24 protein-coding genes are annotated in these 23,718 nt (G+C 69.4%); 11 read left to right on the top strand and 13 right to left on the bottom strand.

The features are described 5' to 3' along the window. Nucleotides 1–25: 25 nt before the first annotated feature. On the bottom strand, nt 26–1,474 hold the full coding sequence (locus ACT53Q_RS03565) for an MFS transporter (protein ID WP_476185284.1): 1,449 nt from the start codon (nt 1,472–1,474) through the stop codon (nt 26–28). A gap of 192 nt (nt 1,475–1,666) precedes the next feature. Between ACT53Q_RS03565 and ACT53Q_RS03560 the strand changes: the two genes are divergently transcribed. Then, nucleotides 1,667–2,041, top strand: coding sequence for a hypothetical protein (locus tag ACT53Q_RS03560; protein ID WP_476185283.1), 375 nt, complete (start codon nt 1,667–1,669; stop codon nt 2,039–2,041). A 676-nt stretch (nt 2,042–2,717) separates the two neighbouring features. Here the strand turns inward: ACT53Q_RS03560 and ACT53Q_RS03555 are convergent. Together ACT53Q_RS03555 and ACT53Q_RS03550 are read right to left on the bottom strand one after the other, a co-directional pair. Next, a complete protein-coding gene (locus tag ACT53Q_RS03555) occupies nt 2,718–2,936 on the bottom strand; it encodes a YdcH family protein (RefSeq protein ID WP_476185282.1) in 219 nt (72 codons plus the stop codon). A gap of 48 nt (nt 2,937–2,984) precedes the next feature. After that, entirely contained in the window at nt 2,985–3,350 is a 366-nt protein-coding gene (locus tag ACT53Q_RS03550; RefSeq protein ID WP_476185281.1) for a hypothetical protein, read from the bottom strand. Nucleotides 3,351–3,689: 339 nt separating this feature from the next. On the opposite strand from ACT53Q_RS03550, the gene ACT53Q_RS03545 reads away from it, so the two are divergent. Next, nucleotides 3,690–3,857: a DUF1328 family protein gene (locus tag ACT53Q_RS03545; protein WP_476185280.1), complete on the top strand. Its 168-nt coding sequence runs from the start codon at nt 3,690–3,692 to the stop codon at nt 3,855–3,857. Between the two features lie 109 nt (nt 3,858–3,966). Here the strand turns inward: ACT53Q_RS03545 and ACT53Q_RS03540 are convergent, their stop codons facing one another. The 6 genes from ACT53Q_RS03540 to ACT53Q_RS03515 all read right to left on the bottom strand — a co-directional run bounded on the left by ACT53Q_RS03540 (nt 3,967) and on the right by ACT53Q_RS03515 (nt 10,399). Continuing rightward, the gene (locus ACT53Q_RS03540; RefSeq protein WP_476185279.1) at nt 3,967–5,067 is read right to left on the bottom strand and encodes a hybrid sensor histidine kinase/response regulator; all 1,101 of its coding nucleotides are present in this window, start codon (nt 5,065–5,067) and stop codon (nt 3,967–3,969) included. Beyond that, nucleotides 5,057–7,228 carry an ATP-binding protein gene (locus tag ACT53Q_RS03535; RefSeq protein ID WP_476185278.1) on the bottom strand — a complete coding sequence of 724 codons (2,172 nt, stop codon included), beginning with the start codon at nt 7,226–7,228 and terminating at the stop codon, nt 5,057–5,059. The genes ACT53Q_RS03540 and ACT53Q_RS03535 overlap by 11 nt, the downstream gene beginning before the upstream one ends. 52 nt (nt 7,229–7,280) lie before the next feature. Further along, nucleotides 7,281–7,802, bottom strand: a complete 522-nt coding sequence (locus tag ACT53Q_RS03530; protein WP_476185277.1) for a TspO/MBR family protein — start codon at nt 7,800–7,802, stop codon at nt 7,281–7,283. Between the two features lie 87 nt (nt 7,803–7,889). Beyond that, on the bottom strand, nt 7,890–9,365 hold the full coding sequence (locus tag ACT53Q_RS03525) for a sigma-54-dependent transcriptional regulator (protein WP_476185276.1): 1,476 nt from the start codon (nt 9,363–9,365) through the stop codon (nt 7,890–7,892). Between the two features lie 358 nt (nt 9,366–9,723). Then, complete coding sequence (locus ACT53Q_RS03520) at nt 9,724–9,924, bottom strand: CsbD family protein (protein ID WP_476185275.1); 201 nt, start codon at nt 9,922–9,924, stop codon at nt 9,724–9,726. 124 nt (nt 9,925–10,048) lie between these two features. Further along, on the bottom strand, nt 10,049–10,399 hold the full coding sequence (locus ACT53Q_RS03515; protein WP_476185274.1) for a BON domain-containing protein: 351 nt from the start codon (nt 10,397–10,399) through the stop codon (nt 10,049–10,051). Between the two features lie 227 nt (nt 10,400–10,626). On the opposite strand from ACT53Q_RS03515, the gene ttcA reads away from it, so the two are divergent. The 3 genes from ttcA to ACT53Q_RS03500 all read left to right on the top strand — a co-directional run bounded on the left by ttcA (nt 10,627) and on the right by ACT53Q_RS03500 (nt 13,475). Then, nucleotides 10,627–11,544 (top strand): tRNA 2-thiocytidine(32) synthetase TtcA, encoded by a 918-nt coding sequence (gene ttcA, locus ACT53Q_RS03510; RefSeq protein ID WP_476185273.1) that lies wholly within the window; start codon nt 10,627–10,629, stop codon nt 11,542–11,544. 115 nt (nt 11,545–11,659) lie between these two features. Next, nucleotides 11,660–12,562 (top strand): recombination-associated protein RdgC, encoded by a 903-nt coding sequence (locus tag ACT53Q_RS03505; RefSeq protein ID WP_476185272.1) that lies wholly within the window; start codon nt 11,660–11,662, stop codon nt 12,560–12,562. 109 nt (nt 12,563–12,671) lie between these two features. Further along, nucleotides 12,672–13,475, top strand: coding sequence for a M48 family metallopeptidase (locus ACT53Q_RS03500; protein ID WP_476185271.1), 804 nt, complete (start codon nt 12,672–12,674; stop codon nt 13,473–13,475). A gap of 138 nt (nt 13,476–13,613) precedes the next feature. Here ACT53Q_RS03500 and ACT53Q_RS03495 read toward each other — a convergent pair whose 3' ends face one another. Together ACT53Q_RS03495 and hemH are read right to left on the bottom strand one after the other, a co-directional pair. Beyond that, nucleotides 13,614–14,465 (bottom strand): alpha/beta fold hydrolase, encoded by an 852-nt coding sequence (locus ACT53Q_RS03495; RefSeq protein WP_476185270.1) that lies wholly within the window; start codon nt 14,463–14,465, stop codon nt 13,614–13,616. A gap of 23 nt (nt 14,466–14,488) precedes the next feature. Then, nucleotides 14,489–15,484: a ferrochelatase gene (hemH, locus tag ACT53Q_RS03490; protein WP_476185269.1), complete on the bottom strand. Its 996-nt coding sequence runs from the start codon at nt 15,482–15,484 to the stop codon at nt 14,489–14,491. Nucleotides 15,485–15,623: 139 nt separating this feature from the next. Here hemH and ACT53Q_RS03485 point away from each other — a divergent pair, with 139 nt between their 5' ends. The 5 genes from ACT53Q_RS03485 to ACT53Q_RS03465 all read left to right on the top strand — a co-directional run bounded on the left by ACT53Q_RS03485 (nt 15,624) and on the right by ACT53Q_RS03465 (nt 18,401). Continuing rightward, nucleotides 15,624–16,478, top strand: a complete 855-nt coding sequence (locus ACT53Q_RS03485) for a lipid-binding SYLF domain-containing protein (protein ID WP_476185775.1) — start codon at nt 15,624–15,626, stop codon at nt 16,476–16,478. A 96-nt stretch (nt 16,479–16,574) separates the two neighbouring features. Beyond that, a complete protein-coding gene (gene tatA / locus ACT53Q_RS03480) occupies nt 16,575–16,799 on the top strand; it encodes a twin-arginine translocase TatA/TatE family subunit (RefSeq protein WP_476185268.1) in 225 nt (74 codons plus the stop codon). A 36-nt stretch (nt 16,800–16,835) separates the two neighbouring features. Next, nucleotides 16,836–17,237: a Sec-independent protein translocase protein TatB gene (tatB, locus tag ACT53Q_RS03475; RefSeq protein ID WP_476185267.1), complete on the top strand. Its 402-nt coding sequence runs from the start codon at nt 16,836–16,838 to the stop codon at nt 17,235–17,237. Continuing rightward, nucleotides 17,224–17,970 (top strand): twin-arginine translocase subunit TatC, encoded by a 747-nt coding sequence (gene tatC / locus ACT53Q_RS03470; RefSeq protein WP_476185266.1) that lies wholly within the window; start codon nt 17,224–17,226, stop codon nt 17,968–17,970. The genes tatB and tatC overlap by 14 nt, the downstream gene beginning before the upstream one ends. 17 nt (nt 17,971–17,987) lie before the next feature. Further along, a complete protein-coding gene (locus ACT53Q_RS03465) occupies nt 17,988–18,401 on the top strand; it encodes a hypothetical protein (protein ID WP_476185265.1) in 414 nt (137 codons plus the stop codon). Between the two features lie 78 nt (nt 18,402–18,479). Here ACT53Q_RS03465 and ACT53Q_RS03460 read toward each other — a convergent pair whose 3' ends face one another. Further along, complete coding sequence (locus ACT53Q_RS03460) at nt 18,480–20,144, bottom strand: MFS transporter (protein WP_476185264.1); 1,665 nt, start codon at nt 20,142–20,144, stop codon at nt 18,480–18,482. Between the two features lie 14 nt (nt 20,145–20,158). Continuing rightward, nucleotides 20,159–21,529 carry a DcaP family trimeric outer membrane transporter gene (locus ACT53Q_RS03455; protein WP_476185263.1) on the bottom strand — a complete coding sequence of 457 codons (1,371 nt, stop codon included), beginning with the start codon at nt 21,527–21,529 and terminating at the stop codon, nt 20,159–20,161. Between the two features lie 200 nt (nt 21,530–21,729). On the opposite strand from ACT53Q_RS03455, the gene acs reads away from it, so the two are divergent. Then, nucleotides 21,730–23,691 carry an acetate--CoA ligase gene (gene acs, locus ACT53Q_RS03450; RefSeq protein ID WP_476185262.1) on the top strand — a complete coding sequence of 654 codons (1,962 nt, stop codon included), beginning with the start codon at nt 21,730–21,732 and terminating at the stop codon, nt 23,689–23,691. The last annotated feature ends 27 nt before the right edge of the window (nt 23,692–23,718 follow it).

The raw sequence follows: 23,718 nt of genomic DNA, 5'->3' as shown, positions 1-23,718 counted from the left end.
CGGGGCGGGCGGCCGGCGCGACGGGTCAGTGTCCGCCGCCGCCGGGGGCCGCCGCGGCATGCGGCGCGCCCTGCTTCACCGCCAGCCATGCCAGCGCCGAGACCAGCATGCAGACGCCGCCCAGTGCGAACACCAGCGCCTTGTTCTCCACGCCGGCGAGCAGCGCGCCTACGCCCAGGCTCACCGCCAGCTGCGGCAGCACCACGCTGAGGTTGAACACGCCCATGTACAGGCCGATGCGTGCCGGCGAGACGCTCTGCGAGAAGATCGCGAAGGGCAGGCTGACGATCGCGCCCCAGCCCAGCCCCATCACCGCCATGCCGAAATACACCGCGGCGGCGGCATGGCCGAAGACATAGACGAAGCCGAAGCCCAGCGCCATCGTCGCCAGGCTGGCGGCGTGCACGCGCACCTCGCGGAAGCGGCGCGCCAGCGGGTTGAGCACCAGCGCCGGCACCAGCGCGGCGACGGCATTCAGCGAGAGGAAGCTGAAGGACATCAGCCGCCCGGTGGCGTCGGCGTCGAGCTCGGGAAAGCGCTGCTGCACGAAGCCGATCATGTAGACGAACAGGCTCTGCATGCCGAACCAGCTGATCGCGTGCGCGGCCAGCACCTTGCGGAAGCCGGCGATGTCCTCGCGGCCGTCCAGCACCTGTTTCTCGGTCAGCGCGTGCGCGATCAGCGCGAGCGTCGCGATGCCGAACACGACTTCCAGCCACATCCCGTGGCTCTGCACGCCGGCCAGCTTCAGGCCCATCGCGATCGGCGCGTACACCGCGAACGCCCACAGCGGGCGCATCAGCATCAGCAGGCGGCCGACGCTGAGCTTCTCGGCCGGCGTGCCGGTCTCGGTGTGCGCCAGCGTGCGCGGCTCCTGCACCAGCAGCGCCGGCACCAGCGAGAACACCAGCACCAGCCCGGCGCCGAAATAGATCAGCGCGATGTTGCCCCACACCGCGCCCACCGCGTAGGCCAGCACGCCGAACGTGCCGGAGACGGTCTGCATCCAGGTGTAGCCGGCGGTGCGCTTGGGGCCTTCCGGCGTGAGGTCGGCGATGATCGAGCGGGTCGGGTTGAAGCCGAGGTTGATCGACAGGTCCAGCGCCATCGCCACCGTCACCGCGACGCCGAGGATGGTCTCCAGCCCCAGCGCCGTTCCGATCGCGCCGATGGAAGGCAGCGCCAGCAGCATCAGCGCGGTCAGCACGCCGCCGACCAGGATGAAGGGTCGCCGCCGCCCGCCCCACAGCCACACGTTGTCGCTGATGATGCCGATGATGACCTGGCCGAGGATGCCCGCCAGCGGGCCGGCCGCCCACACGATGCCGATCTCGTCGAGCTTCAGCCCGTACTTCGTCGACATCAGCCAGCTCAGCGCGGAGATCTGCACCGCCAGCGCGAAGCCCATCGCCGTCGACGGCAGGCTCAGCAGCATCAGGAACGGCGATGACAGGCGTTCTTGCATCCGCAGCATGGGCGGTCCTCCCCGGGTGACCCGGCAGGATAGCGTGCCGCCCGGAGCACGGCGTTGAATACGGTTGCTGCTGCGACGCAGCATGCCGCTCGTCATCGCCGCGTTGCCTTCCGGCGGGGATGGCGACGGCGCTCCCGGATGCCGGCGAACGGCGCGGGTATGCTCGCGGGCGACCTGCGAGGAGCCACCGTCATGGCCATCTGGAACTGCGCCAGTTGCGGCGAAGACAACGATTCGGTGTACGGCATCTGCTGGAACTGCGGCCTGGCGCTCGCCGCCGAAGCCGACGGCGCGGACGCCGCGGTCGTGGCCGACGACGGCCTGCTGGTGGACGACGACACGCCCGAGGCCCGCGACCTGCGCTGCACCCGTTGCGGCGCGGCGATGCAGCCGCTGGGCCGGCTGCGCTTCCAGGACGGCAACCGCATGGTGCCGCTCATCGACGGCCAGCTGGGCGAACGCCTGATCGACCGGACCTCGCTCGACGCCTATGCCTGCACCGCCGCGGCCTGCGGCAAGGTCGAGTTCTTCACGATCACCGTCGCGGAAGTGTCGCAGGCGGGCTGAGGCCTGAGGTATGCCCACTTTTTGTCCCGGCAGATCATCGGGTCAGGTGAGTTCAACCCATCTTGTGTCATCCCGAGCCGTAGGCGAGGGATCTGTTTGATCCTGCAACACCATTCTCCGTCATCCCGGCGGACGCCGGGATCCGGCTTTGAAGGCCCTGCCGTTGTTTTCTTGTTTCGCTCGCTGCCGCGAGCGAGTCACCTTTCTTTGCTTGTGCACTGCTCTTTGCTTGTGCACTGCGCCGCTTGCGGCGCGAACGGCGAAGCCGGCCCGAAGGGCGAGCGCCTGAGGCGCGAGTCAAGAAAGGGTGACCCAAAGAAAGCATTTCCGGCCCATGCGCATGGCGCATGGGCGCTCGGCCGCCCGCGCGCCAGTGGCGCGCAAGCAGGCGTCTTCGCCCCCGTCGGTCGCGCCCGGCGCGTTGCGCCGGGTGCACGGGTTTCGCGGGGTTTTTCGACAGGACGTCCATATCCTGTCGAAAAACGCGCGGCCTCCTGCCGCGCGCCCTGCGGGCCTGATCAGCGAATCCCGTCGCGACCAGGGGCCCCGGAACATCAAGACCAGAACGGGCTCACGGATGTCATCGAGACATGAATGCCCGAGGCTTCCGCGAAAATTTGCGGGGATACCTCAGGCTGAGGCCCGCGACGGCAGGTGATCGACCCGCAGCGATCGCTTACGCCGGTTCGTCCGGGATCAACGCCGATTCCATCCGCGCGATCGAATCCTTCAGCTGCAGCTTGCGCTTCTTCAGGCGCTTGATCGCCAGCTCGTCGGCGGCGATGTTCTCGTGCAGACGCTCGATGGCGAGATCGAGGTCGCGATGCTCCTGGCGCAGCTCGCCCAGTCGCTCCACCAGGCGGGCGAGTTCGGCGGGGTCGGAGAGGCGGCTCATGCGCGGCAGCTTAACATCGCCGCCGCCGCACGCAGGCGCCGCCCCGGCTCAGCGGTCGCCGACGTAGAGCGCGGCGTCGGACACGTGCTGCCAGTCGGCCAGCGCGCCTTCGGTGTCGATCGAGACGTCGGGCTCGCCCGTGGGTGCGGGGCTGCCGTCGTCGTAGTCGGATACGTCGTCGGCGAACCATGCGCCGTGCGCGCCGGTGGCCGCCGCCGGGCCGAGGGCGGCCGCCGCGAGGCCGTGCCGGTCGGCGGCGCGATCGTGATCGACCGCCGAGACCAGCGCCCAGCCGAAGAGGACGGCCCAGACCACGAGCAGGCCGAGCATCGCCCGCAGGCGACGGCGACGACGGCGCGACAGGCGACCGGGGGACATGCGGACGAGGGACGTGTTGGCGAGGGCGGTGGGCATGGCGGAAGTCCTCACGGGACGGAGGGGCGGGCACGCGTTCCCTCCATCAAATCGCGTGCCATTCGCAACTACGCGGATTTCCGGGGAAATCGGCCGTCGCCCGGCGGGACGCCCGGGGCCGCGGGCATGCGTCGCGCACGATCGCGTGCAGAACGCGCGACCGGCACGATCGCGCGACCACGCACGCCGCACCCGGGACTGTCGCCGGCGTGCACGCAAACCGCTGAAAACACGGGCGTTGTGGGCCGTTCACCCGCGGCGCGCGGCTGGCACGCGATTTGATGTTCCTTCGGTGCGTCCGCACGCGCGGACCCGCATCCGCCCCCGAGGAGAATCGTCATGCTGTATTACGCGCTCGTCTTCCTGGTCATCGCCCTGGTCGCCGCCGTGCTGGGCTTCGGCGGCATCGCCGGTGCCGCCGCCGGCATCGCCAAGATCCTGTTCTTCGTGTTTCTGGTGCTGTTCGTGGTGTCGCTGATCTTCGGTCGTCGCCGACCCGCGGTCTGACCCGCTCACCGCGCACTCCGTGAATACGCAACGCCCCGCGCGATCGCATCACGCGGGGCGTTGTCGACGCCGCATCGCCGCAGCGACGACGACGGGCACGGCGCGCGGCTCAGGCCAGCGCGAGTTCGAACACGAACGTCGCGCCGCCGCCGGGACGGTCCTCGTACCACAGGTCGCCGCCCATCATCCGCGCGCGCTGCTTCGCCAGCGCGAGACCCAGCCCCGTCGCACTCTCGCCGCCGGTGGGGATCGACGACAGCCGCACGAACCGCTTGAACAGGTTCTCGCGATCCTGCTCGGAAATGCCGGGGCCGCGATCGTGCACCGCCAGTGCGCCGAACTTGCCGCGCCGGGCCACCGACATCACGATCTCGCTGTCGTGCGGCGCGTACTTGATGGCGTTGGACAGCAGGTTCTGCAGCACGTGCCCGGCGCCGGCCTCTTCGGCCAGCACCTGCAGTTCGGGATCTTCCGACGGCGCGAGGTGCAGCGCGATGCGCTTGCGCGCGGCCTGCGCCTCGAACAGATGCATCGCGCGTCCGGCCAGCTCGGTGGCCGGCATCGGCTTGACCGGCACACCGTGGCTCTGGTCATGCTGCTGTTCGAGGAACGCCTGCAGGAACAGCACGCCGGCATCGGCGGATTCGCGGATCGACGACGCCAGCGCGCGGCGCGCGTCCTCGGGCAGGTCGTCCTCGCGCAGCATGTCTGCCGAGAACAGGATGTTGCCGAAGTGGTTGCGCAGGTCGTGGCTGACGATCTCGGCCATGCGCTGGCGCTCCTCGGCGACGCGCGCGAGGCGTTCGCGCGAACGCTTGAGGTCGAGGTGCGTGCGCACCCGCGCCAGCAGTTCCTCGGCGATGAACGGCTTGGTGATGTAGTCGACGGCACCGGAGGAGAACGCGCGCACCAGGCTGTCGCGTTCGTGGTCGGCGGTGAGGAACACCACGGGCACGTCGCGCGTCTGCGGCAGCGCCTGCAGGCCTTCGAGCACCGCGAAGCCGTCCATGCCGGGCATGCGCATGTCCAGCAGCACGAGATCGGGCGGGCTGCGTTCGGCCAGCGCCAGCGCCTCGCGGCCGTCGAACACCGGCACCACGTCGTAGTCGGCATGGGTCAGCAACTGGCCGACCACCTGCACGTTCGCGCTCTGGTCGTCCACCACCATCACCACCGGCAGCGCGACGGGCGACTGGAATCTATTGGGCATCTTCGGGTGTCTCCTGTGCGATCTCGCCGGCGTCGCCGGCCAGGCGGTCGAGCACCGCCTTCATCTGGTGGGCGTCGAAGCGCTGGACGGCCAGGTGCAGGCGCCGCGCTTCCTCGACGAGCATGGCATCGCCGATCTCTTCGGCGAGGACATCGAGCCGCTTCGAGAATTCGCCGATCTCGCGGATGCGCATGCGCCGCCGCAGCGCGTCCAGCGACATCGCGCGGATCGCCTGCCATTCGGCCAGCGCGACGTCGCGCGTCGCGCCGCCCTGCGCGCCGCCGCCGCCCGGGGCGGCCGCATCGACCTCGGTCTCCGCGCTCGCGGCTTCGCCGAACAACGACAGCAGCACGTTCAGCAGTTCGGTCGGCGCATACGGCTTGCGGATGTAGCCGTCGAAGGACACCGCGTGCACGCCGTGTTCGTCGACCAGGCTGGACGCGGTGACCGCGATCACCCGCACCTGCCTCAAGGCGGGATGTTCGCGGATCGCCTCGGTCGCGCGATAGCCGTTCATGCGCGGCATGCGCAGGTCCATCATCACCGCGTCGGGACGGAAGCTGCGCCCCATCGCCACCGCCTGTTCGCCGTCGCGCGCCACCGCGACGACATGGCGGCTGCCGTGCAGGTAGCCGCGGGCGACTTCGATGTTCCACTCGACGTCGTCGACGATCAGGATGCGCAGCGGCGGCAGGCGATCGAAGTCCGCGCGCTCGTCGCCGTCGCCGGCGCCGGTCGCGGCCACCGGGATCGCCGGCGACAGGTCGGGCAGCATGACCTGGAAGGTCGTGCCTTCGCCGATCCGGCTGCTGAGCTGGATGTTGCCGTGCATCAGGTCGACGAGGCGGCGGGTGATGCTCAGGCCCAGGCCGGTGCCCTGGCGATGCCGGCCGTCGGGGCTGTCGGCCTGGAAGAACGGCTCGAAGATCTGCGCCTGCGCGTCCGCCGCGATGCCGGTGCCGGTGTCGCGCACCGTCAGCCGCAGGTCGCGGCCGTCGCCCAGCGGCGCGGGCCGCATGGCCACCGACACCACCACTTCGCCGCGCTCGGTGTACTTCACCGCGTTGCTGATCAGGTTCATCAGGATCTGGCGCACGCGGTGCGCGTCGATCGCCACCGGCACCAGCTCGGTCTCGTCGATCTCGCTGCGCAGGACGAGGCGCTTGGCCTCGGCCATCGGCTCGAACAGCGCGACGATCTCGCCAGTCAGTTCGGCGATGTCCGTGCCCTGCGGATTGAGCTGCAGCTTGCCGGCCTCGATCTTCGACAGGTCCAGCACGTCGTTGATCAGCGCCAGCAGCATCTGCCCGCTCTTGCGGATCGACGCCACCCACTCGCGGTGCAGCGGCTCGCGCAGCTGGTCGGCGAGCAACTGCGCGAAGCCGAAGATCGCGTTCATCGGCGTGCGGATCTCGTGGCTCATGCTGGCGAGGAACGCGCTCTTCTCTTCGCTGGCGCGGCGCGCCTGCGCGGCATGCAGCTCGACCAGCAGCGTGTTCTCGGCCTCGCGCTGGGCGCGGCGCAGCGCGAAGAAGCCCAGCAGGCCCGCGAACAGCGCCAGGCCGTTGGCGATCAGCAGCGTGGCGTTGGTCTGCTTCACCAGCGAATCGCGCTCGATGCGGCGCAGCGCCAGCAGCCGGTTCTCCTGCGCCGCCATTTCCTCGATCCGGGCGCGCATGCGGTCGACGATGGCCTCGCCCTTGCCGTCGCGGAGGCGGCGGATCGCCGCCAGCGCGTCGCCCTTGCGCATGTCGGCACGCTTGATCGCGACCGAAGCCTCGGCGCGCTGCACCAGCAGGGCGTGGTCGTCGGCCAGCCCGGCCAGCGCACGCTGGTGCGCCGGATTGTCGGTGGTCATCGTCTTCAACTGGCGGATGTTGGTGCGGATCTCGTCGAGATGCCGGCGCATGCCGTCGAGGTGTCCGTCGTCGCCGACGATCATGTAGCGCAGGCCGTCGGCTTCCATCCCGCCCATCGCGTTCTGCAGCACGGCGAGGCGGTCCTTGACCTGCACGGTGTGGCTGATCCACGAGATCGACGTGCGCAGTTCGTCGATCGATTTCACCGACACGAACGAGGTGACCAGGATCACCCCGAAGGCCAGGGCGAGCAGTCCGATGTTGGCGCGATTGCGGAACTGGCTGACGCGGGAGAGCGGCATCGGCGCTGGGCCCGTGATGTGGCGTATGCCGGAACTCCGCCGGCGCGGCGACTCAGGCGTTCATCAGCCAGATGGTACCGTTCAGCACGAGCGCGAACGACACCCACAGCATGTACGGCAGCAACAGGTAGCCTGCCAGCGGACGCACGCGACCGAAGGCCAGCGTGGTGGACAGCAGCGCCAGCCACAGCAGGCAGATGTCGAGGAACGCCAGCCCCGCGCTGTGCAGGCCGAAGAACAGCGGCGTCCACACCAGGTTGAGCACGAACTGGACCGCGAACAGCTGCGTGGCGCGACGCCGCAGCGTGCGATCGTCGGCATCACGATGACGGCGGACCAGCCACAGTGCCACGGCCATCAGCGCATACAGCGCCGTCCACACCGGCCCGAACAGCCACGAGGGCGGATTGAAGGTCGGCTTCAGCAGCGCGTCGTACCAGTCGTCCGGCGCGAACAGGACGCCGGCACCGGCGCCGAGCGCGACCAGCAGGAGGATCCAGGCGACGAGGCTCAGCCCCTCGCCCAGCGGCGTGGCGGCGAAATCCTCGGAAGGCGTGTCACGGGAATCGGTCATGCGGAACAGCCCAAGTGTTGCGATGGCGCGGCAGGGACGCGAAAGGCCCGGGCTTGGAAGGCCCGGGCCGGCCATGCGCGCGCGGGATCAGAAGCCGTAGAGCTTCCGCTTGCGGTACAGGGTGGAGGCGTCGATGCCGAGAGTGCGCGCCGCCGCGTCCAGACTGTCGCTGACCGCGAGAATGCGTTCGATGTGCAGGCGTTCCAGTTCCTGCAGGGACATCAGTGCGCCGGGCTGCACGTCCGCGCGCTGGCCGCTACCCAGCGCCAGCAGGTCGGCGCCGATCTCCTCGCCACGGGCGAGGATCACCGCGCGTTCCATCATGTTCTGCAGTTCGCGCACGTTGCCCGGCCAGGCGTAGGTGCGCAGCTTGGACAGCGCCGGCGCGGACAGCCGGCGCGCCGGCAGGCCGTAGTCGGCGGCGTAGCGGCGGACGAAGCCGTTGGCCAGGTCTTCGAGGTCTTCCTGGCGTTCGCGCAGCGGCGGCAGGGTGATGCTGATGACGTTGAGCCGGTACAGCAGGTCCAGCCGGAACTGGTTGTCGCGGACCATCGCCTCGAGGTCGCGGTTGGTCGCGGCGACGATGCGCACGTCGGCCTTGCGCGTGGCGGGGTCGCCGACGCGCTCGTATTCCTTGTCCTGGATGAAGCGCAGCAGCTTGGGCTGCAGCGCCTGCGGGAAGTCGCCGATCTCGTCCAGGAACACCGTGCCGCCGTCGGCGTGGGTGATGCGGCCGACGGTGCTCTGCACCGCGCCGGTGAACGAGCCCTTGGAGTGGCCGAACAGCTCGCTCTCCATCAGCTCCGCCGACAGCGACGGGCAGTTGACGGTCACGAACTCGGCCGCGGCACGGCCGCTGGCGCGGTGCACGGCGCGCGCGAGCACGCCCTTGCCGGTGCCGCTCTCGCCCAGGATCAGCAGGTTGGCGTCGGTGCGCGCGACCTGCAGGGCCATGTCGATGGCGGCCTGCATCGCGGGACTGCGGCTGGCGAACTCGTCCGGCAGCGTCCGCCCGACTTCGCGCTCGAGGGTGTCGATGCGGTCGAGCATGCGCCGGGTGTCGATCTGGCGCGCGACCGCGATCCGCAGCTGTTCGGGCGAGCACGGCTTGACCAGGTAGTCGGCCGCGCCCAGCGAGATCGCGCGCACCGCGTCCTCGACGCCGGCGTTGGCGGTCACCATCACCACGCGCATCTGCGGCGCCAGCTCGGCGAGGCGCGGCAGCGCGTCGATACCCGAGTCGTAGCCGATGTTGTGGTCGAGCAGGCAGACCTGGAACGGCCGGGTCGCGGCCAGGCGCAAGCCTTCGGCCAGGCTGTCGGCGGTCTCCACGCTGTAGCCGTGGCGACTCAGCGCCATCGAGAAGTTCTGGAGCTGGCGGCTGTCGTCGTCGATCGCGAGGATGCGACCGGCGGGCTTGGTGTCGGACTTCGGCACGGCGCGGGCATCGGCGGAGGACGATCCCACTATATCGGCGCCGACCGCCGGCGGCAGGCTGCTGCCGAGGATGGCGACGGGGGACATGGGCAGCGGGCGGGCGGGGGTGGTGACGGCGGCAGGCATGGACGCTCCTTGGATCGCCGCGCGACCGTTCGCGCGGTACGGGATCCGTCGTGCAAAGGGCATGCCACCTTGTAACCGATTGATTCCAATGGCCGCGCAGTCCTTGGACCGTGCGTTTCGCATGCTGCACGACGACGGCATCGTGCATTGCGCAAGGCGGCGTCCCTGCCCATGCCGGAGAAAGAAGCCGCCCCGCGCGGGGAGACGCGGAGCGGCGAAGACCCCGGGCATCCGGGGCGGGAGAGGCGATCACGATGTGGGGAGACGCGCCCTCCCGGCGGGGACGGAGGCGCCGGGAGTGCGGGAGAAGCGCCGGCCCGCACCGGCAGGGTGCGGGCGGCGGGGGACAGGCCGGGGATCAGTGCAGGTGCTTCTCGAAGTCCTTCACCTGCTGCTCGGCGACGTCCTTGGTCACGCCGTAGCGCTCCTGGACCTTGCCGGCGAGGTATTCGCGGCCGCCTTCGGCCACGGTCAGATCGTCGTCGGTGAGCTTGCCCCACTGCTGCTTGATGCGGCCGTTGAGCTGCTTCCACTTGCCCTTGATGATGTCGGTGTTCATTGCGTCACTCCTCGGGGGATTGGAGAAAGGTGTTGCGGGGGAACCGCGTGGACGCGGGCGTCCTGCGCGGGGTGCCGGCGACCGGGACAGGAATCGGCATGCCGGGGTGGAACGCCGCGGTCGATCAGCCGTGCGGCTTGACCGTCAGCGTGGTGGTGTCGACCGACTTCACGCCCTTGATGGCGCGGGCGATCGCGGTGGCCTTGTCGACCTGGGCCTTGCTGTCGAGACGGCCGGCCAGCGTGACCACGCCGTTCTGCGTGCTGACGTTGATGTCGAGGCCCTTGGTCTCTTCGGTCACCAGCAGATCGGCCTTCACCTTGGTGGTGATCCAGCTGTCGGTGACCGGCTGCTCGGACGCCGAAGCGTCGGCCTTGGCCTGGTCGCCGGCCGTGCCGTGTGCGATCGCCAGCGGCGCGGACAGCGCCAACGCGAACGGCAGCGCGATCAGGGCCAGCTTCGAAACGGAAGGCATGCGGTTGTGCGGCATGTTGCGAACTCCATTGCGGGGGAATGCCGACGCATTACATCGGCAGGGTGATGACTGCACATCGCGTGCCAACCGCCTTCGTCCATTGGAATCAATGCGTTACGACTGCCCGCAGGCAGGACGGAGGTTGCAGCCTGCGCGGCCCGGCCTGCGCCCTGCCCGATCCGTCATCGCTTCGGGGCTAGAATGCGCGGCCCACGCTGTGCCTTCGCATGAACACGACCCTGCCCCTGCCGGACCCCTTGCCGCCGGCCTCGCGCCGCGTCGCGCACGAGGCCAACAAGCTCGCCAAGCGCCTGCGCCACCAGGTCGGCCGCGCGATCGCCGACTTCGGCATGATCGAGGACGGCGACAAGGTCATGGTGTGCCTGTCGGGCGGCAAGGACAGCTACACGCTGCTCGACATCCTGCTGCAGCTGCAGAAGAAGGCGCCGGTGTCGTTCTCGATCACCGCGGTGAACCTCGACCAGAAGCAGCCGGGTTTTCCCGAGCACGTGCTGCCGGACTACCTGGCGTCCATCGGCGTCGACTACCGCATCCTCGAACAGGACACCTACTCGGTCGTCACCCGCGTGGTGCCCGAGGGCAAGACCATGTGCTCGCTGTGCTCGCGGCTGCGCCGCGGCGCGCTGTACACCTTCGCCGAAGAGCAGGGCTTCACCAAGATCGCGCTCGGCCACCACCGCGATGACCTCGTGGCGACGTTCTTCCTCAACCTGTTCTTCCACTCGAAGATCAGCGGCATGCCGCCGAAACTGCTGAGCGACGACGGCAAGCACGTGGTGATCCGCCCGCTGGCCTACGCCCGCGAGGACGACATCGCCGCCTACGCCGAAGCCAGGCAGTTCCCGATCATCCCCTGCAACCTCTGCGGCTCGCAGGAGAACCTACAGCGCAAGCAGGTGAAGAAGATGCTCGACGCCTGGGAACGCGAGACGCCCGGCCGCATCGAGCAGATCGCCCGCGCGCTGGGCGACATCCGCCCCTCGCAGCTCAGCGATCCGAAGCTGTTCGACTTCCTCGCGCTGGGCAAGCGCGGCGACGGCGCGCTGCCGGATGCGCATGCGTGGCTGGGGGGCGCGAGCGACACCGACGCGAACGAGGGGCCCGGCGACACCGCGATGCCCTGAGGGTGTCCTCCCGGGCACAGCGAGGGACCCGCTGCGTCCTTCCCGTTTTCCCGCAGCGAATCCCGAAGCCATCCGGCCGCGGGACGACACGACCCCCACTCTTTCCGGATTCCCGATGTTCTTCCGCAACCTCACGTTCTTCCGTTTCCCCGCCTCGCTGAACGTCGACGACCTCGACGCCGGCCTCGTCGAATGCGCGCTCAAGCCGGTCGGCGCGCTGGAACTGTCCTCGCGCGGCTTCATCTCGCCGTTCGGCCGCAACGAGGAAGCACTGTCGCATCGCATCGGCGACGCGCTGTGGCTGGCCGCCGGCAGCGAGGACAAGATCCTCCCGGGCTCGGTGGTCAACGACCTGCTGCAGAAGAAGCTGGCGGAGATCGAGGAGAAGGAAGGCCGCCGCCTCGGCGGCCGCGCGCGCAAGCGGCTGAAGGAAGACCTCGTCCACGAACTGCTGCCGCGCGCGTTCGTGAAGCCCGGCCGCACCGACGCCCTGATCGATCTCGCCAACGGCTTCATCGCCATCGACACCTCTTCGCGCAAGAGCGGCGAGGCGGTGGTGTCCGACGTGCGCCAGGCGCTGGGTAGCTTCCCGGCGCTGCCGCTGAACGCCGAAGTCGCGCCGCGTTCGATCCTCACCGGCTGGATCGCCGGCGACCCGCTGCCCGCGGGCCTGTCGCTGGGCGACGAATGCGAACTGCGCGATCCGGTCGACCACGGCGCGATCGTCAAATGCCAGCACCAGGAGCTGCAGTGCGACGAAATCGCCAAGCATCTGGAAGCCGGGAAGCAGGTCACACGCCTGGCGCTGACCCTCGACGACCATCTCGGTTTCGTGCTGGGCGAAGACCTGATCGTGCGCAAGCTGAAGTTCCTCGACGGCGCCGTCGACCAGCTCGAATCCACCGAGCGCGACGACCTGCGCGCCGAACTCGACGCGCGCTTCGCCCTGTTCAGCGCCGAAGTGCGCCGGCTGTTCCTCACCCTCGAACCGGTGCTGAAACTCTCGAAGGCCGACTGAGGCACGTCGAGGCGCGTCGACGCGCGACGAGGCCGATCATCGAGGCCGATCGACGCCTCCGACGTTCGTCCCCTTCCGCAGCGCACGACGCTGCGGGTAGCATGTCGCAATGCCTTTCCGATTCCGATGGCGGGACGACGCTTCCCCCGCACGTGCGCCTGCGCGTGCCGCCCGCACGCAGCAGCGCGATGTCGTGCCGTTCCGCTTCGAGGACGGTCGCGCCGTCGACGTGCTGCGCGTGCGCGATCCGCGCGCGCGCCGGATCAAGCTGTCGGTGAGCGAACGCGGCGTGCGCCTGACCGTGCCCGAGCGCGCCAGCCTCGGCGCCGCGGACCGCTTCCTGGCCGAACACGGCGAATGGCTGGACGCGCAGCTCGCGCGCCTGCACGGCATCGGCCACATCGCGCTGCGCCGCGACGAAACCACGGCCCTGCCGCTGCGCGGCGCCGCGGTGCCGCTGCGCTGGGCCCCGGGCCGGTTCACCGCGGTGCGCCGCGAGGACGACGCGCTGGTGTTCCACGTCGCCGCGCGCGCCGGCGATGCCGCGCTGCATCGCGCGCTGCGCGATTTCTACGAGGCCGAGGCCCGCGCCGACGTCGGCCGCTGGCTGCCGCGCTGGCTGCCGACCGTGGCGCGCGAGCCGCGTCGCGTGCAGTTCAAGATCATGAGTTCGCAGTGGGGCTCGCTGGCACCCGACGGCACGGTGTCACTGGACCTGTCGCTGGTGCTGGCGCCGCCGGAGGCGTTCGAGTACGTGCTGGTGCACGAGCTGTGCCACCTGATCCACCACGACCACTCGCCGGCCTACTGGGCCGAGGTCGAGGCGCGCTTCCCGGGCTGGCGCGAACAGCGCGACTGGTTCCGCGAACACGGCCGCGCGCTGAAGGCGCAGCTGCTGGCGCTGGTGCGCTGAGACAGCTTCGGATCGGATCCGCTTTCGGTAGAGCGGCCTTCAGGCCGCTGCCTTTCTTGAGAACGTCCAGAGCAGCGGCCTGAAGGCCGCTCTACCGAGCCGGCAGTCGAAGCATCCTGCGACCAGTGATGCGGCGTCTCACAACCCCAGCGCCGCCACCACCTCGGCCGGATGGGTCATGTGCAGGTGATGGCTGCCGGCGATCGACGTGCAGCGGATGTCCGCGACGCAGGCGAGCCGGCTTTCACGCAGGCCCGGCGGGAAATACGGCGGCGACGGATCGGCGACCACCAGCCGCACCGGACAGGCGATCGCGCGCAGGCAGTCGCGGATCTGCGGCTCGGTCATCCGCAACGCGGTGGGTGCGGTCAGGCGCGCGTCGCTGCTCCATTCGTGGCCGCCGGGGACCACGTCGATGCCGCGTTCCACCAGCAGGCGCGCCGAAGCCTCGTCCATCTCGGTGATGTTGTTCTGCATCCGCACCTGCACCGCCAGGCCGACGTCCTCGAACGCCCGCTTGCGCTTGCCGTCCAGCGCGCGCCGCTTGGCCACCGCATCGCGCAGGCGCTCGGCGGTAGTGTCCTCGCCGCCGGACAGCGGCCCCAGCGCTTCGATCAGATACAGGCGCTCGACGCGCTCGGGCGCGACGGTCCCGAGCAGGCTGGCGATCGCGCCGCCCATCGAATGCCCCAGCACCGAGAACCGCTCCCAGCCCAGCGCATCGGCCGCCGCCAGGATGTCCAGCAGCGTGCTGAACAGGCTGTACTCGGCGTGCGCCGGGTAATGGAAGCTGCGACCGCAGCCGGGCAGATCCAGCGCCACCAGATCGTAGGCGGCCAGATGCGGCGCCATCGGGACGAAGCTGGCGGCGTTGTCCAGCCAGCCGTGCAGCGCCAGCAGCCGCGGGCCGCCGTCGTGGTCGTTGCGCAGGCCGGCGAAGCGGCCGCGGACGGTCTCCAGCCGGAAATCGCGCAGGGGGGTGGCGGACATCGGGGTGTCGTGCATGGACTCGTTCATCGGTCGGTCGCCTCCAGCGTGCGTCGTGCCAGGGCCGCCAGCGCATCGGCGTGCGCGTCGGAGGCGTTGAGACAGGGGATGTAGCGCAGCGCCTCGCCGCCGGCCGCGCGGAACAGGGCCGCGTTCTGCAGCGAGATTTCCTCCAGCGTTTCCAGGCAGTCGACCGCGAACCCCGGGCAGACCACGTCGATCGTCTTCACGCCCTGCGCCGCCAGCGCCTTCAGCGTCTCGTCGGTGTAGGGCTGCAGCCACGGCTCGCGGCCGAAGCGCGACTGGAAGGTCTGCACCGCCTGCGCGGGGTCGAAGCCGGCATCGGCGGCCAGCGCGGAGACGATCGCGTCGGTGCCGGCGCGGCAGTGCACCGGATACGGATCGCCGGCGTCGGCCAGCCGCTGCGGGATGCCGTGGAACGAGAACAGCAGGCGATCGGCGCGGCCGTGTTCGGCCCAGTGCTCGCGGATCGAGCCGGCGACCGCCGCCACCCAGGCCGGATCGACGTGGTAGTCGGCGATGGTCCGGAAGGTCATCGCGTCGCGGGCCTCGCGGGCAAGACGCGCGACCACATCCTCCACCGACGCCGTGGTCGTGGTCGAGTACTGCGGATACAGCGGCAGCACCACGACGCGGCGCACGCCCTCGGCGCGCAGGGCGGCGACCACGTCGGCCATCGCCGGCCTGCCGTAGCGCATCGCCCAGGCCACGCGCAGGTCGGGCAGCCGCGCCTGCATGGCGTCGGCCAGCGCGGCGGTGTGCACAGCCAGCGGCGAACCGCCGTCCATCCAGATCTCGGCGTACTTGTGCGCGACCTTCGGGCCGCGGACGGGCAGGATGATGAAGTGCAGCAGCGGGCACCACAGCCAGCGGCTCAGCGACACCACGCGATGGTCGTGCAGGAATTCGGCCAGGTAGCGGCGCACCGCCGGCGCGGTGGGCGCGTCGGGCGTGCCGAGGTTGACCAGCAGGACGGCGGTTCCGGGCGCGGAACCTTCCATGGCAAGGGCATCGGAAACAGGTGTCGTCATCGCCATAGGATGACAGCTGCGTCTGCGCCCGTCAGCGGAGACTGGCGCGGTTCATGCCGCCCGCATTACGCTCGGCCGCACCCCGCCCGAGAACTCCCCGCCCATGTCGATCACGCGCCTCGCTGCCCTGTCCCTCGCCGTCTCGCTCGCCCTGGCCGCACCCGCGCACGCCGGCCCCCGCGAGGACGCCCAGGCCGACAACGCCGTGCGCGTGCTCGACGAGATCCAGGCCATCCCGGAGTCCGGCATCCCGGACCGGCTGCTCGACGAGGCCAAGGCCATTGTCGTCGTGCCCGACACGATCAAGGCCGGGCTGGTGGTCGGCGGTCGCCGCGGCCACGGCCTGCTGTCGATGCGGACCGCCGACGGCAACTGGTCGAACCCGGTGTTCGTGAAGCTCACCGGCGGCAGCATCGGCCTGCAGGTCGGCGTGCAGTCGTCCGACGTGGTGCTGGTGTTCCGCAGCCAGCGCGGGCTGGATTCCATCGTCAACGGCAAGTTCACCCTCGGCGCCGATGCCGGCGTCGCCGCCGGCCCGGTCGGCCGCCAGGCCGCGGCGCTGACCGACGGCCAGATGAAGGCCGAGATCTGGTCCTGGTCGCGCGCCCGCGGCCTGTTCGCCGGCGTCGCCCTCGACGGCGCGGTGCTGAGCATCGACGATGCCGCCGACGAGGCGGTCTACGGCCAGGACACCACCCCGCGGATGATCTTCGAGGACCGCGCCCCGCAGGCGCCGTCGGCGTCGGTCTCCGGCTTCCGCGAGCGCCTGCTGCAGGCGAGCAACGCCGCACGCGCCGCGCGCCAGCCGTCGGAACCGGCGACCGACGCCGCACCGGCCGCCACCGCGCAGGCGCAGCCGCAACCGTTCCAGCCGGTCGAAGGCAAGCCGATCGAGAGCACGCCCATTCAGAGCACGCCGATCCAGAACCCCGCCAAGGTCGAGGCCCTGCCGGCCACGCCCTGAGCGCCGTCCACCGCCGCCGCGGACCCGGATTCAGGGCCTGCCGGCGGCGATGCGGTATCCTGCGCGTCCGTTCTTTCTCTTCCAGCGAGCACTCCCATGGGCGGCATGAGCCTCACGCACTGGATCATCGTTCTGGTCATCGTGCTGCTGGTGTTCGGCACCAAGCGCCTGACCAGCGGCGCCAAGGACCTCGGCAAGGCCGTCAACGAATTCAAGAAGGGTGTGCAGGGCGAGGACGAGAAGCCCGCGCAGCTGAAGGACCAGTCGCAGCGCGATCCCGCGGCCGACGCCCAGCGCAACGACGACCACGTCGCCCGCTGATCCGGCGGCAGGACCCGGCCGTCGCGGCCGTCCGTCATGTTCGACATCGGCTTCTCCGAACTCGTGGTGATCGGGATCGTCGCCCTCGTGGTGCTCGGTCCCGAACGCATGCCCAAGGCCGCGCGCTTCGCCGGGCTGTGGGTGCGCCGCGCCCGCGCGCAGTGGTACTCGGTGAAGTCGGAGCTGGAACGCGAACTGGCGGCCGAGGAACTCAAGCGGACGCTGCACGACACCCGGCAGACCATGAGCGACCTCGACGCCGGCATGCGCGCCGCCACCGACGATGCCCGGCGCGAGTTCGAAGCCATGCAGGCGCAGCTGCGCCAGGCCACGGCCGAAGTGCCGGCGCCCGACGCGGCGCTGCCCGCGCCCGCGACCGATCCCGCCGCCGCCGTGACCGGGGGACACGATGCCGGGGAGCACGATGACCGACGCTGACGGCGGCGCCGAGGGCAGCCTGCTCAGCCATCTCATCGAACTGCGGGCCCGGCTGATCCGCGGGCTCGCGGCCGTGCTGGTGGTGTTCTTCGCGCTGGTGCCGTTCTCCAAGCCGTTGTTCACCTGGCTGGCGCACCCGATGCTGGCGGTGCTGCCGGCGGGCGCCACGCTGAACTCGTACGAGGTGATGTCCTCGTTCATGGCGCTGATGAAGCTGGACTTCTTCATCGCCGTGTTCGCGACCATGCCGTGGCTGCTGTACCAGGTCTGGGCGTTCGTGGCGCCGGGGCTGTACCGCAGCGAGAAGCGCATGGCGCTGCCGATCCTGGTGTCGTCGCTGCTGCTGTTCTACGCCGGCTGCGCGTTCGCCTATTTCGTCGTGCTGCGCGGCGCGTTCCGGTTCCTCACCTCGTTCGCGCCGGACATCATCAAGATCACGCCGGACCCGGTGAAGTACCTCGACTTCGTGATCGTGCTGTTCTTCGCCTTCGGCGTGAGCTTCGAGCTGCCGGTGGCGCTGGTGATCCTGGTGATGCTGGGCCTGGTCACGCCGCAGCAGCTGTCGCAGTGGCGCGGCTACGCGCTGATCGGCATCGTCGTGGTGGCCGCGGTGATCACGCCTCCGGATGCCGTGTCGCAGCTGATGCTGGCAATCCCGATGTACCTGCTGTACGAGGTCGGCATCATTGCCTCGCGGCTGGTGGCACCGAAGCGGGAAGCGGCCGCGGCCTGAGCGTCGAGAGATCCTCGATGTATCTGCTCGAACGGGAAATCTCTCCCTACACCGGCGCCAATCTCTGCCTCGGTGTCTTCGATTCGCGCGAGGCGGCCGAGATCGCAAAGGCCCGCTACCAGGGCGTCTCGGCCGAGAACGACCCGTGGCGGGCGCAGGCCTACCGTGAAGTGGACCTGGCGACCGACGTCCGCATCGTCGAAATCGAAGTCGTGGGCCATCCGGAAACGGAACTGCATCTCGTCAGCGCGTATTACGAAGGGTTCGGCCAGTGCGTGCGCCGTTTCGTCATCCTGCACGCGCAGCGCGACGCGGCCGATGCGCACGCGCTGGCATTGCAGGAACAAGAGTCCGAAACCGAGGAGATGGCGAACGAGTGCGAGGTCGAGACGCTGGTCATCAATCGGTTGCTGTTTCCATCGCCGGAGTGACGCCGCGATCCACATGCACACACGAAGACGCCGGCTTGCGCCGGCGTCTTCATTGCACGGGTGACGGGCAGGATCGCGTTACTGGGTGATGTCGACGTCCTTGGTCTCGCGCAGGAACAGCGAGCCGATGACGGCGGTCATCACCGCGATGCTGATCGGGTACCACAGGCCGCTGAAGATGTCGCCGGTGGCCGCCACGATCGTGAAGGCGATGAACGGCAGGAACCCGCCGAACCAGCCGTTGCCGATGTGGTACGGCAGCGACATCGAGGTGTAGCGGATGCGGGTGGGGAACAGCTCCACCAGCCACGCCGCGATCGGGCCGTAGACCATCGTCACGAGCAGCACGAGGTAGGTCAGCAGCGCGATCACCATCGGCTTGTTCATCTGCGCGTCGTCGGCCTTGGCCGGATAGCCGGCGGCCTTCAGCGCATCACCCAGCGACTTGCCGAACGCGTCGGACTGCGCCTTGAAGGTGTCCTTGTCCAGCGACTCGCCTTCGAAGCTCGGCAGGGTGGCGGCACCGATCTTGACCTCGGCGACGCTGCCGGCCGGGCCGTCGACGATCGTGTACGGGATGCCCTTCTTCGCCAGCGCCGAGGTGATGATGTCGCACGACTGCTTGAAGGTCTTCTTGCCCACCGGGTCGAACTGCAGCGCGCAGCGGCTGCGGTCGGCCTTCACCGTCGCCGGGGCACTGGCCACGGCCTGTTCCAGCGCCGGGTTGGCGGCGTGCATCAGGCCCTTGAACACCGGGAAGTAGGTCGCCGCGGCGATCAGGCAGCCGGCCATGATGATCTTCTTGCGGCCGATCTTGTCCGACAGCCAGCCGAAGAAGACGAAGCCGCCGGTGGCGATGGCCAGTGCGATGGCGATCAGGATGTCGGCCGTGTTCGGGTCGACGCTGAGCGTCTTGGTGAGGAAGAACAGCGCGTAGAACTGGCCCGTGTACCAGACCACGGCCTGGCCGGCGGTGGCACCGAGCAGCGCGAGCAGGGCGATCTTGCCGTTGCGCGAGAAGAAGCTCTCGGTGATCGGCGCCTTCGACTGCTTGCCTTCGGCCTTCATCTGCTGGAACAGCGGCGACTCGTGCAGCTGCATGCGGATCCACACCGACACGCCCAGCAGCGCCACCGACACGATGAACGGCACGCGCCAGCCCCAGTCCTCGAAGGTTTCCTTGCCGAGGTAGTTGCGGCAGGCCCAGATCACCAGCAGCGACAGGAACAAGCCCAGCGTCGCGGTGGTCTGGATGAAGCTGGTGTACAGGCCGCGCTTGCCGTGCGGCGCGTGCTCGGCGACGTAGGTCGCGGCACCGCCATACTCGCCGCCGAGCGCGAGGCCCTGCAGCAGGCGCAGCGAGATCAGCGCGACCGGCGCGGCGATGCCGATGGTGTCGTAGCTCGGCAGCACGCCGACCAGGAACGTCGACAGGCCCATGATCACGATCGTGACCAGGAACGTGTACTTGCGGCCGATCATGTCGCCGAGGCGGCCGAACACCAGCGCGCCGAACGGACGCACCGCGAAGCCGGCCGCGAAGGCGAGCAGCGCGAAGATGAACTGGCTGGTGTCGTTGAGGCCGGTGAAGAAGTGCTTGCCGATGAGCGCGGCGAGCGACCCGTAGAGGTAGAAGTCGTACCACTCGAAGACCGTCCCGAGACTCGAGGCGAAGATGACCTTCTTGTGGGCGCCGGTGAGCGCTCCCGTCGCGGGAACGCCTGGTGCGGTGGTGCTGGACATGGTGCGTTCTCCGGTCAGAAGCTGTACTTCACGTGGGTGTGCAGGCGCTGGAGGTCACCGTCGAGGTCGTTCTCCAGCGTGCGGCGGCCCCAGATCAGTTCGGCGCCGATGTCGAGCTTCGGGATCGGCGAATAGATCAGGTTGGCGTGGAACGACTCGGCGCCCTTGGTGACCGCGACGCCGGTGAGCGCGGTGTCGTTGTCGAAGGCGGCGGCCGAGTAGAACAGGTTGCTGCGCAGCTTCGGCGAGAACGCGTGGCGCCAGGCGGCGAAGCCGCCGTAGCCGTCGATCGCCTCCAGGCTGCCGCCCGCATCGAGCACGGTGTCGCTGGCGAGGCCCAAGCCGAGGTAGCGGCCGATGCCCTTGCCGTAGGTCGCCATGTAGCGGATGTCGTCGTTCTTGCCGAGGTTGAAGCGGCCGGACACGCTCAGTGCGCCACCGGTGCTGGTGTCGTTGATGTGCGCGGCCGGGTTCTGGTAGGCGAACTGGCGGACCATGCCCGCGACCGACACGTAGCCCCAGTCGCCCTTCTTCTGCCAGCGCGCGGTGAGGTCGGGCATGTTGTTGTCGTCGCTGCTGATGCGCGCGCCGACGTTGTGGTACGGCGTGATCGTGGTTTCCGGATTCTCCAGCGAGAACGACCACGCGCCCTTGGTGTAGCGCACTTGGGCCTGGCGCACGAAGATCGTGCCTTCGGTCGGGCCGACGAAGTCGACCGCATCCGGCAGCGCGGCCACGTCCTGGAAGTTCGACCACGTCTGGCCGGCGAGCACGCTGCTGCCGTCCGGGCGCGTCCAGTTCACGTAGGCCTGGCGCAGGCTCACGCCGTAGGTGTTGGTCGACACCTCGTTGCCGGTGATGTTGCCGCCGCCGAACATGTCGAGTTCGATGTAGCCCTTGAGCTTGTCGCCCGATTCGAGGTCGGTGTCGCCCGCAAACCAGAAACGCGACAGCTGCGCGCCCATGTCGGTGTCGGTGCCTTCATCGGCGCCGGTCGCCCCGATCGGAATGGTCGACGGCACGTAGAACAGGCGGCCCACGCTGCCGTCGGCGATCTCGCCGTCGCTGGTGTTGGTGATCATCGCGTCGAGCTTGATGAAACCACCGTACGAGAACCGCGTGCCGGCGTTGGCCGACGGCATGATCGGCGTGCTCTGGATCTTCGGCTTGTTGTCCGCGGGCGCGGCAGCGGGCGCGGCCGTCTGCGCGGCCTGTGCCTGTTGCTGCGCAGCGAGCTGCTGCACGATCTTCTCGAGCTCGGCGACGCGCGCTTCGAGCGCCTGTTCGCGTGGCGTGGATGCCTGCGCGAGGGCGAGCCCCGGCGCGAGCAGACAGACCATCAGCGACAGCGTCAACGGCCTCCTGGATTGCAGTCGATGGTTCATGGCGGGCCCCTCCCGAGGGCACGTAACGGTGCGAAGTGGTCGCAGCCTGTGCCCCGCCATCCGGCCCGCCTATTCGCCATTGGTCGAAGCGCGCGGCCATTCCCGGCATTTTGCGACCATGGTCTAAACGCCATGTTGCACTGCAAAACAACGGGTTTGCGGCACACTGTGCCCATTGCATCCCCGCGGAGGAACACGCCATGTCGCAGACCGACAACGCCCCGTCCGTCTATCCGGTGCCCGCCGCGTTCGCGGCGCAGGCCAGGATCGGACGCGAAGACTACGCACGCGACTACGCCGCCGCGATCGACGATCCGGAAGGTTACTGGGGCCGCATCGCGCAGCGCCTCGACTGGTATCGCGCGCCGACGAAGATGAAGAACGTGAGCTACGCGCTCGACGACTTCCGCATCCGCTGGTTCGAGGACGGCGAGCTCAACGTCAGCGTCAACTGCCTCGATCGCCACCTCGCCACGCGCGGCGACAAGGTCGCGCTGATCTACGAACCCGACGATCCGGCGAAGCCGGCCGAGCGCATCACCTACCGCGAACTGCACGCCCGCGTGTGCAAGCTCGCGAACGCACTGCGCGCGCTGGGCGCGAAGAAGGGCGACCGCATCACCATCTACCTGCCGATGATTCCCGAAGCGGTCGTCGCGATGCAGGCCTGCGCACGCATCGGCGCGATCCACTCGGTAGTGTTCGGCGGCTTCTCGCCGCATTCGATCGCCGATCGCATCGCCGACTGCGGCAGCCGCATCGTCATCACCGCCGACGAAGGCCTGCGCGGCGGCAAGTCGGTGCCGCTGAAGGAAAACGTCAACGCCGCGCTGAAGATGGCCGGCACCGATTCGGTCGACACCGTGCTGGTGCTGCGCCACACCGGCGGCGCGGTCGAGATGCAGATGCCGCGCGACCGCTGGTACGACGCCGTGGTCGACGAACAACCCGCCGAGTGCGAGCCCGAGCGCATGAACGCGGAAGACCCGCTGTTCATCCTCTACACCTCCGGCAGCACCGGCAAGCCCAAGGGCGTGCTGCACACCACCGGCGGCTACCTGGTGTGGGCCAGCTTCACGCACGAGTCGGTGTTCGACCTGCGCGAGGACGACGTCTACTGGTGCACCGCCGACGTCGGCTGGGTCACCGGCCACAGCTACATCGCCTACGGTCCGCTGGCCAACGGCGCGACCTCGGTCGTGTTCGAGGGCGTGCCGAACTACCCCAGCGTGTCGCGCTTCTGGGAAGTGGTCGACAAGCACCAGGTCACGATCTTCTACACCGCACCGACCGCGATCCGCGCGCTGATGCGCGAAGGCGAGGCGCCGGTGAAGAAGACCTCGCGCGCGTCGATCCGCCTGCTCGGCAGCGTCGGCGAACCGATCAATCCCGAGGCCTGGCGCTGGTACCACGACATCGTCGGCGACGGCCGCTGCCCGATCGTCGACACATGGTGGCAGACCGAGACCGGCGGCATCCTGATCTCGCCGCTGCCCGGCGCCACCGACCTCAAGCCCGGCTCCGCCACGCTGCCGCTGCCGGGCGTGCGCCCCGCGCTGGTCGACGCCAACGGCGAACACCTGGAAGGCGCCACCGAAGGCAACCTCGTTCTGCTGGATTCGTGGCCGGGCCAGATGCGCACGGTCTACGGCGACCATCCGCGCTTCATCGACACCTACTTCCGCACCTACCCGGGCAGCTACTTCACCGGCGACGGCTGCCGCCGCGACGGCGACGGCTACTACTGGATCACCGGCCGCGTCGACGACGTGATCAACGTCAGCGGCCACCGCATCGGCACCGCCGAGGTCGAAAGCGCGCTGGTCTCGCATCCGAAGGTCGCCGAGGCCGCGGTCGTCGGCTTCCCGCACGACATCAAGGGCCAGGGCATCTACGCCTACGTCACGCTGGTGGCCGGCGAAACCCAGACCGAGGAGCTGCGCAAGGCGCTGGTGGCGCACGTGCGCAAGGAGATCGGGCCGATCGCCACGCCCGACTTCGTGCAGTGGGCGCCGGGCCTGCCCAAGACGCGATCGGGCAAGATCATGCGCCGCATCCTGCGCAAGATCGCCGAAAACGCGCCCGACCAGCTCGGCGACACCTCGACCCTGGCCGACCCGTCGGTGGTGAAGTCGCTGGTCGAGGAGCGGCTGGTCAAGTGACGCCGCCCCGATGAACCGGCGGCCGCC

Source organism: Lysobacter sp. DMC97 (assembly GCF_056313745.1).
This window is presented reverse-complemented; position numbering and strand designations above follow the sequence as displayed.

What these genes read in the sequence shown, in the direction of transcription:
- ACT53Q_RS03565 (WP_476185284.1), bottom strand. Translation starts at nt 1,474, where the DNA reads ATGCTGCGGATGCAAGAACGCCTGTCATCGCCGTTCCTGATGCTGCTG.
- ACT53Q_RS03560 (WP_476185283.1), top strand. Translation starts at nt 1,667, where the DNA reads ATGGCCATCTGGAACTGCGCCAGTTGCGGCGAAGACAACGATTCGGTG.
- ACT53Q_RS03555 (WP_476185282.1), bottom strand. Translation starts at nt 2,936, where the DNA reads ATGAGCCGCCTCTCCGACCCCGCCGAACTCGCCCGCCTGGTGGAGCGA.
- ACT53Q_RS03550 (WP_476185281.1), bottom strand. Translation starts at nt 3,350, where the DNA reads ATGCCCACCGCCCTCGCCAACACGTCCCTCGTCCGCATGTCCCCCGGT.
- ACT53Q_RS03545 (WP_476185280.1), top strand. Translation starts at nt 3,690, where the DNA reads ATGCTGTATTACGCGCTCGTCTTCCTGGTCATCGCCCTGGTCGCCGCC.
- ACT53Q_RS03540 (WP_476185279.1), bottom strand. Translation starts at nt 5,067, where the DNA reads ATGCCCAATAGATTCCAGTCGCCCGTCGCGCTGCCGGTGGTGATGGTG.
- ACT53Q_RS03535 (WP_476185278.1), bottom strand. Translation starts at nt 7,228, where the DNA reads ATGCCGCTCTCCCGCGTCAGCCAGTTCCGCAATCGCGCCAACATCGGA.
- ACT53Q_RS03530 (WP_476185277.1), bottom strand. Translation starts at nt 7,802, where the DNA reads ATGACCGATTCCCGTGACACGCCTTCCGAGGATTTCGCCGCCACGCCG.
- ACT53Q_RS03525 (WP_476185276.1), bottom strand. Translation starts at nt 9,365, where the DNA reads ATGCCTGCCGCCGTCACCACCCCCGCCCGCCCGCTGCCCATGTCCCCC.
- ACT53Q_RS03520 (WP_476185275.1), bottom strand. Translation starts at nt 9,924, where the DNA reads ATGAACACCGACATCATCAAGGGCAAGTGGAAGCAGCTCAACGGCCGC.
- ACT53Q_RS03515 (WP_476185274.1), bottom strand. Translation starts at nt 10,399, where the DNA reads ATGCCTTCCGTTTCGAAGCTGGCCCTGATCGCGCTGCCGTTCGCGTTG.
- ttcA (WP_476185273.1), top strand. Translation starts at nt 10,627, where the DNA reads ATGAACACGACCCTGCCCCTGCCGGACCCCTTGCCGCCGGCCTCGCGC.
- ACT53Q_RS03505 (WP_476185272.1), top strand. Translation starts at nt 11,660, where the DNA reads ATGTTCTTCCGCAACCTCACGTTCTTCCGTTTCCCCGCCTCGCTGAAC.
- ACT53Q_RS03500 (WP_476185271.1), top strand. Translation starts at nt 12,672, where the DNA reads ATGCCTTTCCGATTCCGATGGCGGGACGACGCTTCCCCCGCACGTGCG.
- ACT53Q_RS03495 (WP_476185270.1), bottom strand. Translation starts at nt 14,465, where the DNA reads ATGTCCGCCACCCCCCTGCGCGATTTCCGGCTGGAGACCGTCCGCGGC.
- hemH (WP_476185269.1), bottom strand. Translation starts at nt 15,484, where the DNA reads ATGGAAGGTTCCGCGCCCGGAACCGCCGTCCTGCTGGTCAACCTCGGC.
- tatA (WP_476185268.1), top strand. Translation starts at nt 16,575, where the DNA reads ATGGGCGGCATGAGCCTCACGCACTGGATCATCGTTCTGGTCATCGTG.
- tatB (WP_476185267.1), top strand. Translation starts at nt 16,836, where the DNA reads ATGTTCGACATCGGCTTCTCCGAACTCGTGGTGATCGGGATCGTCGCC.
- tatC (WP_476185266.1), top strand. Translation starts at nt 17,224, where the DNA reads ATGACCGACGCTGACGGCGGCGCCGAGGGCAGCCTGCTCAGCCATCTC.
- ACT53Q_RS03465 (WP_476185265.1), top strand. Translation starts at nt 17,988, where the DNA reads ATGTATCTGCTCGAACGGGAAATCTCTCCCTACACCGGCGCCAATCTC.
- ACT53Q_RS03460 (WP_476185264.1), bottom strand. Translation starts at nt 20,144, where the DNA reads ATGTCCAGCACCACCGCACCAGGCGTTCCCGCGACGGGAGCGCTCACC.
- ACT53Q_RS03455 (WP_476185263.1), bottom strand. Translation starts at nt 21,529, where the DNA reads ATGAACCATCGACTGCAATCCAGGAGGCCGTTGACGCTGTCGCTGATG.
- acs (WP_476185262.1), top strand. Translation starts at nt 21,730, where the DNA reads ATGTCGCAGACCGACAACGCCCCGTCCGTCTATCCGGTGCCCGCCGCG.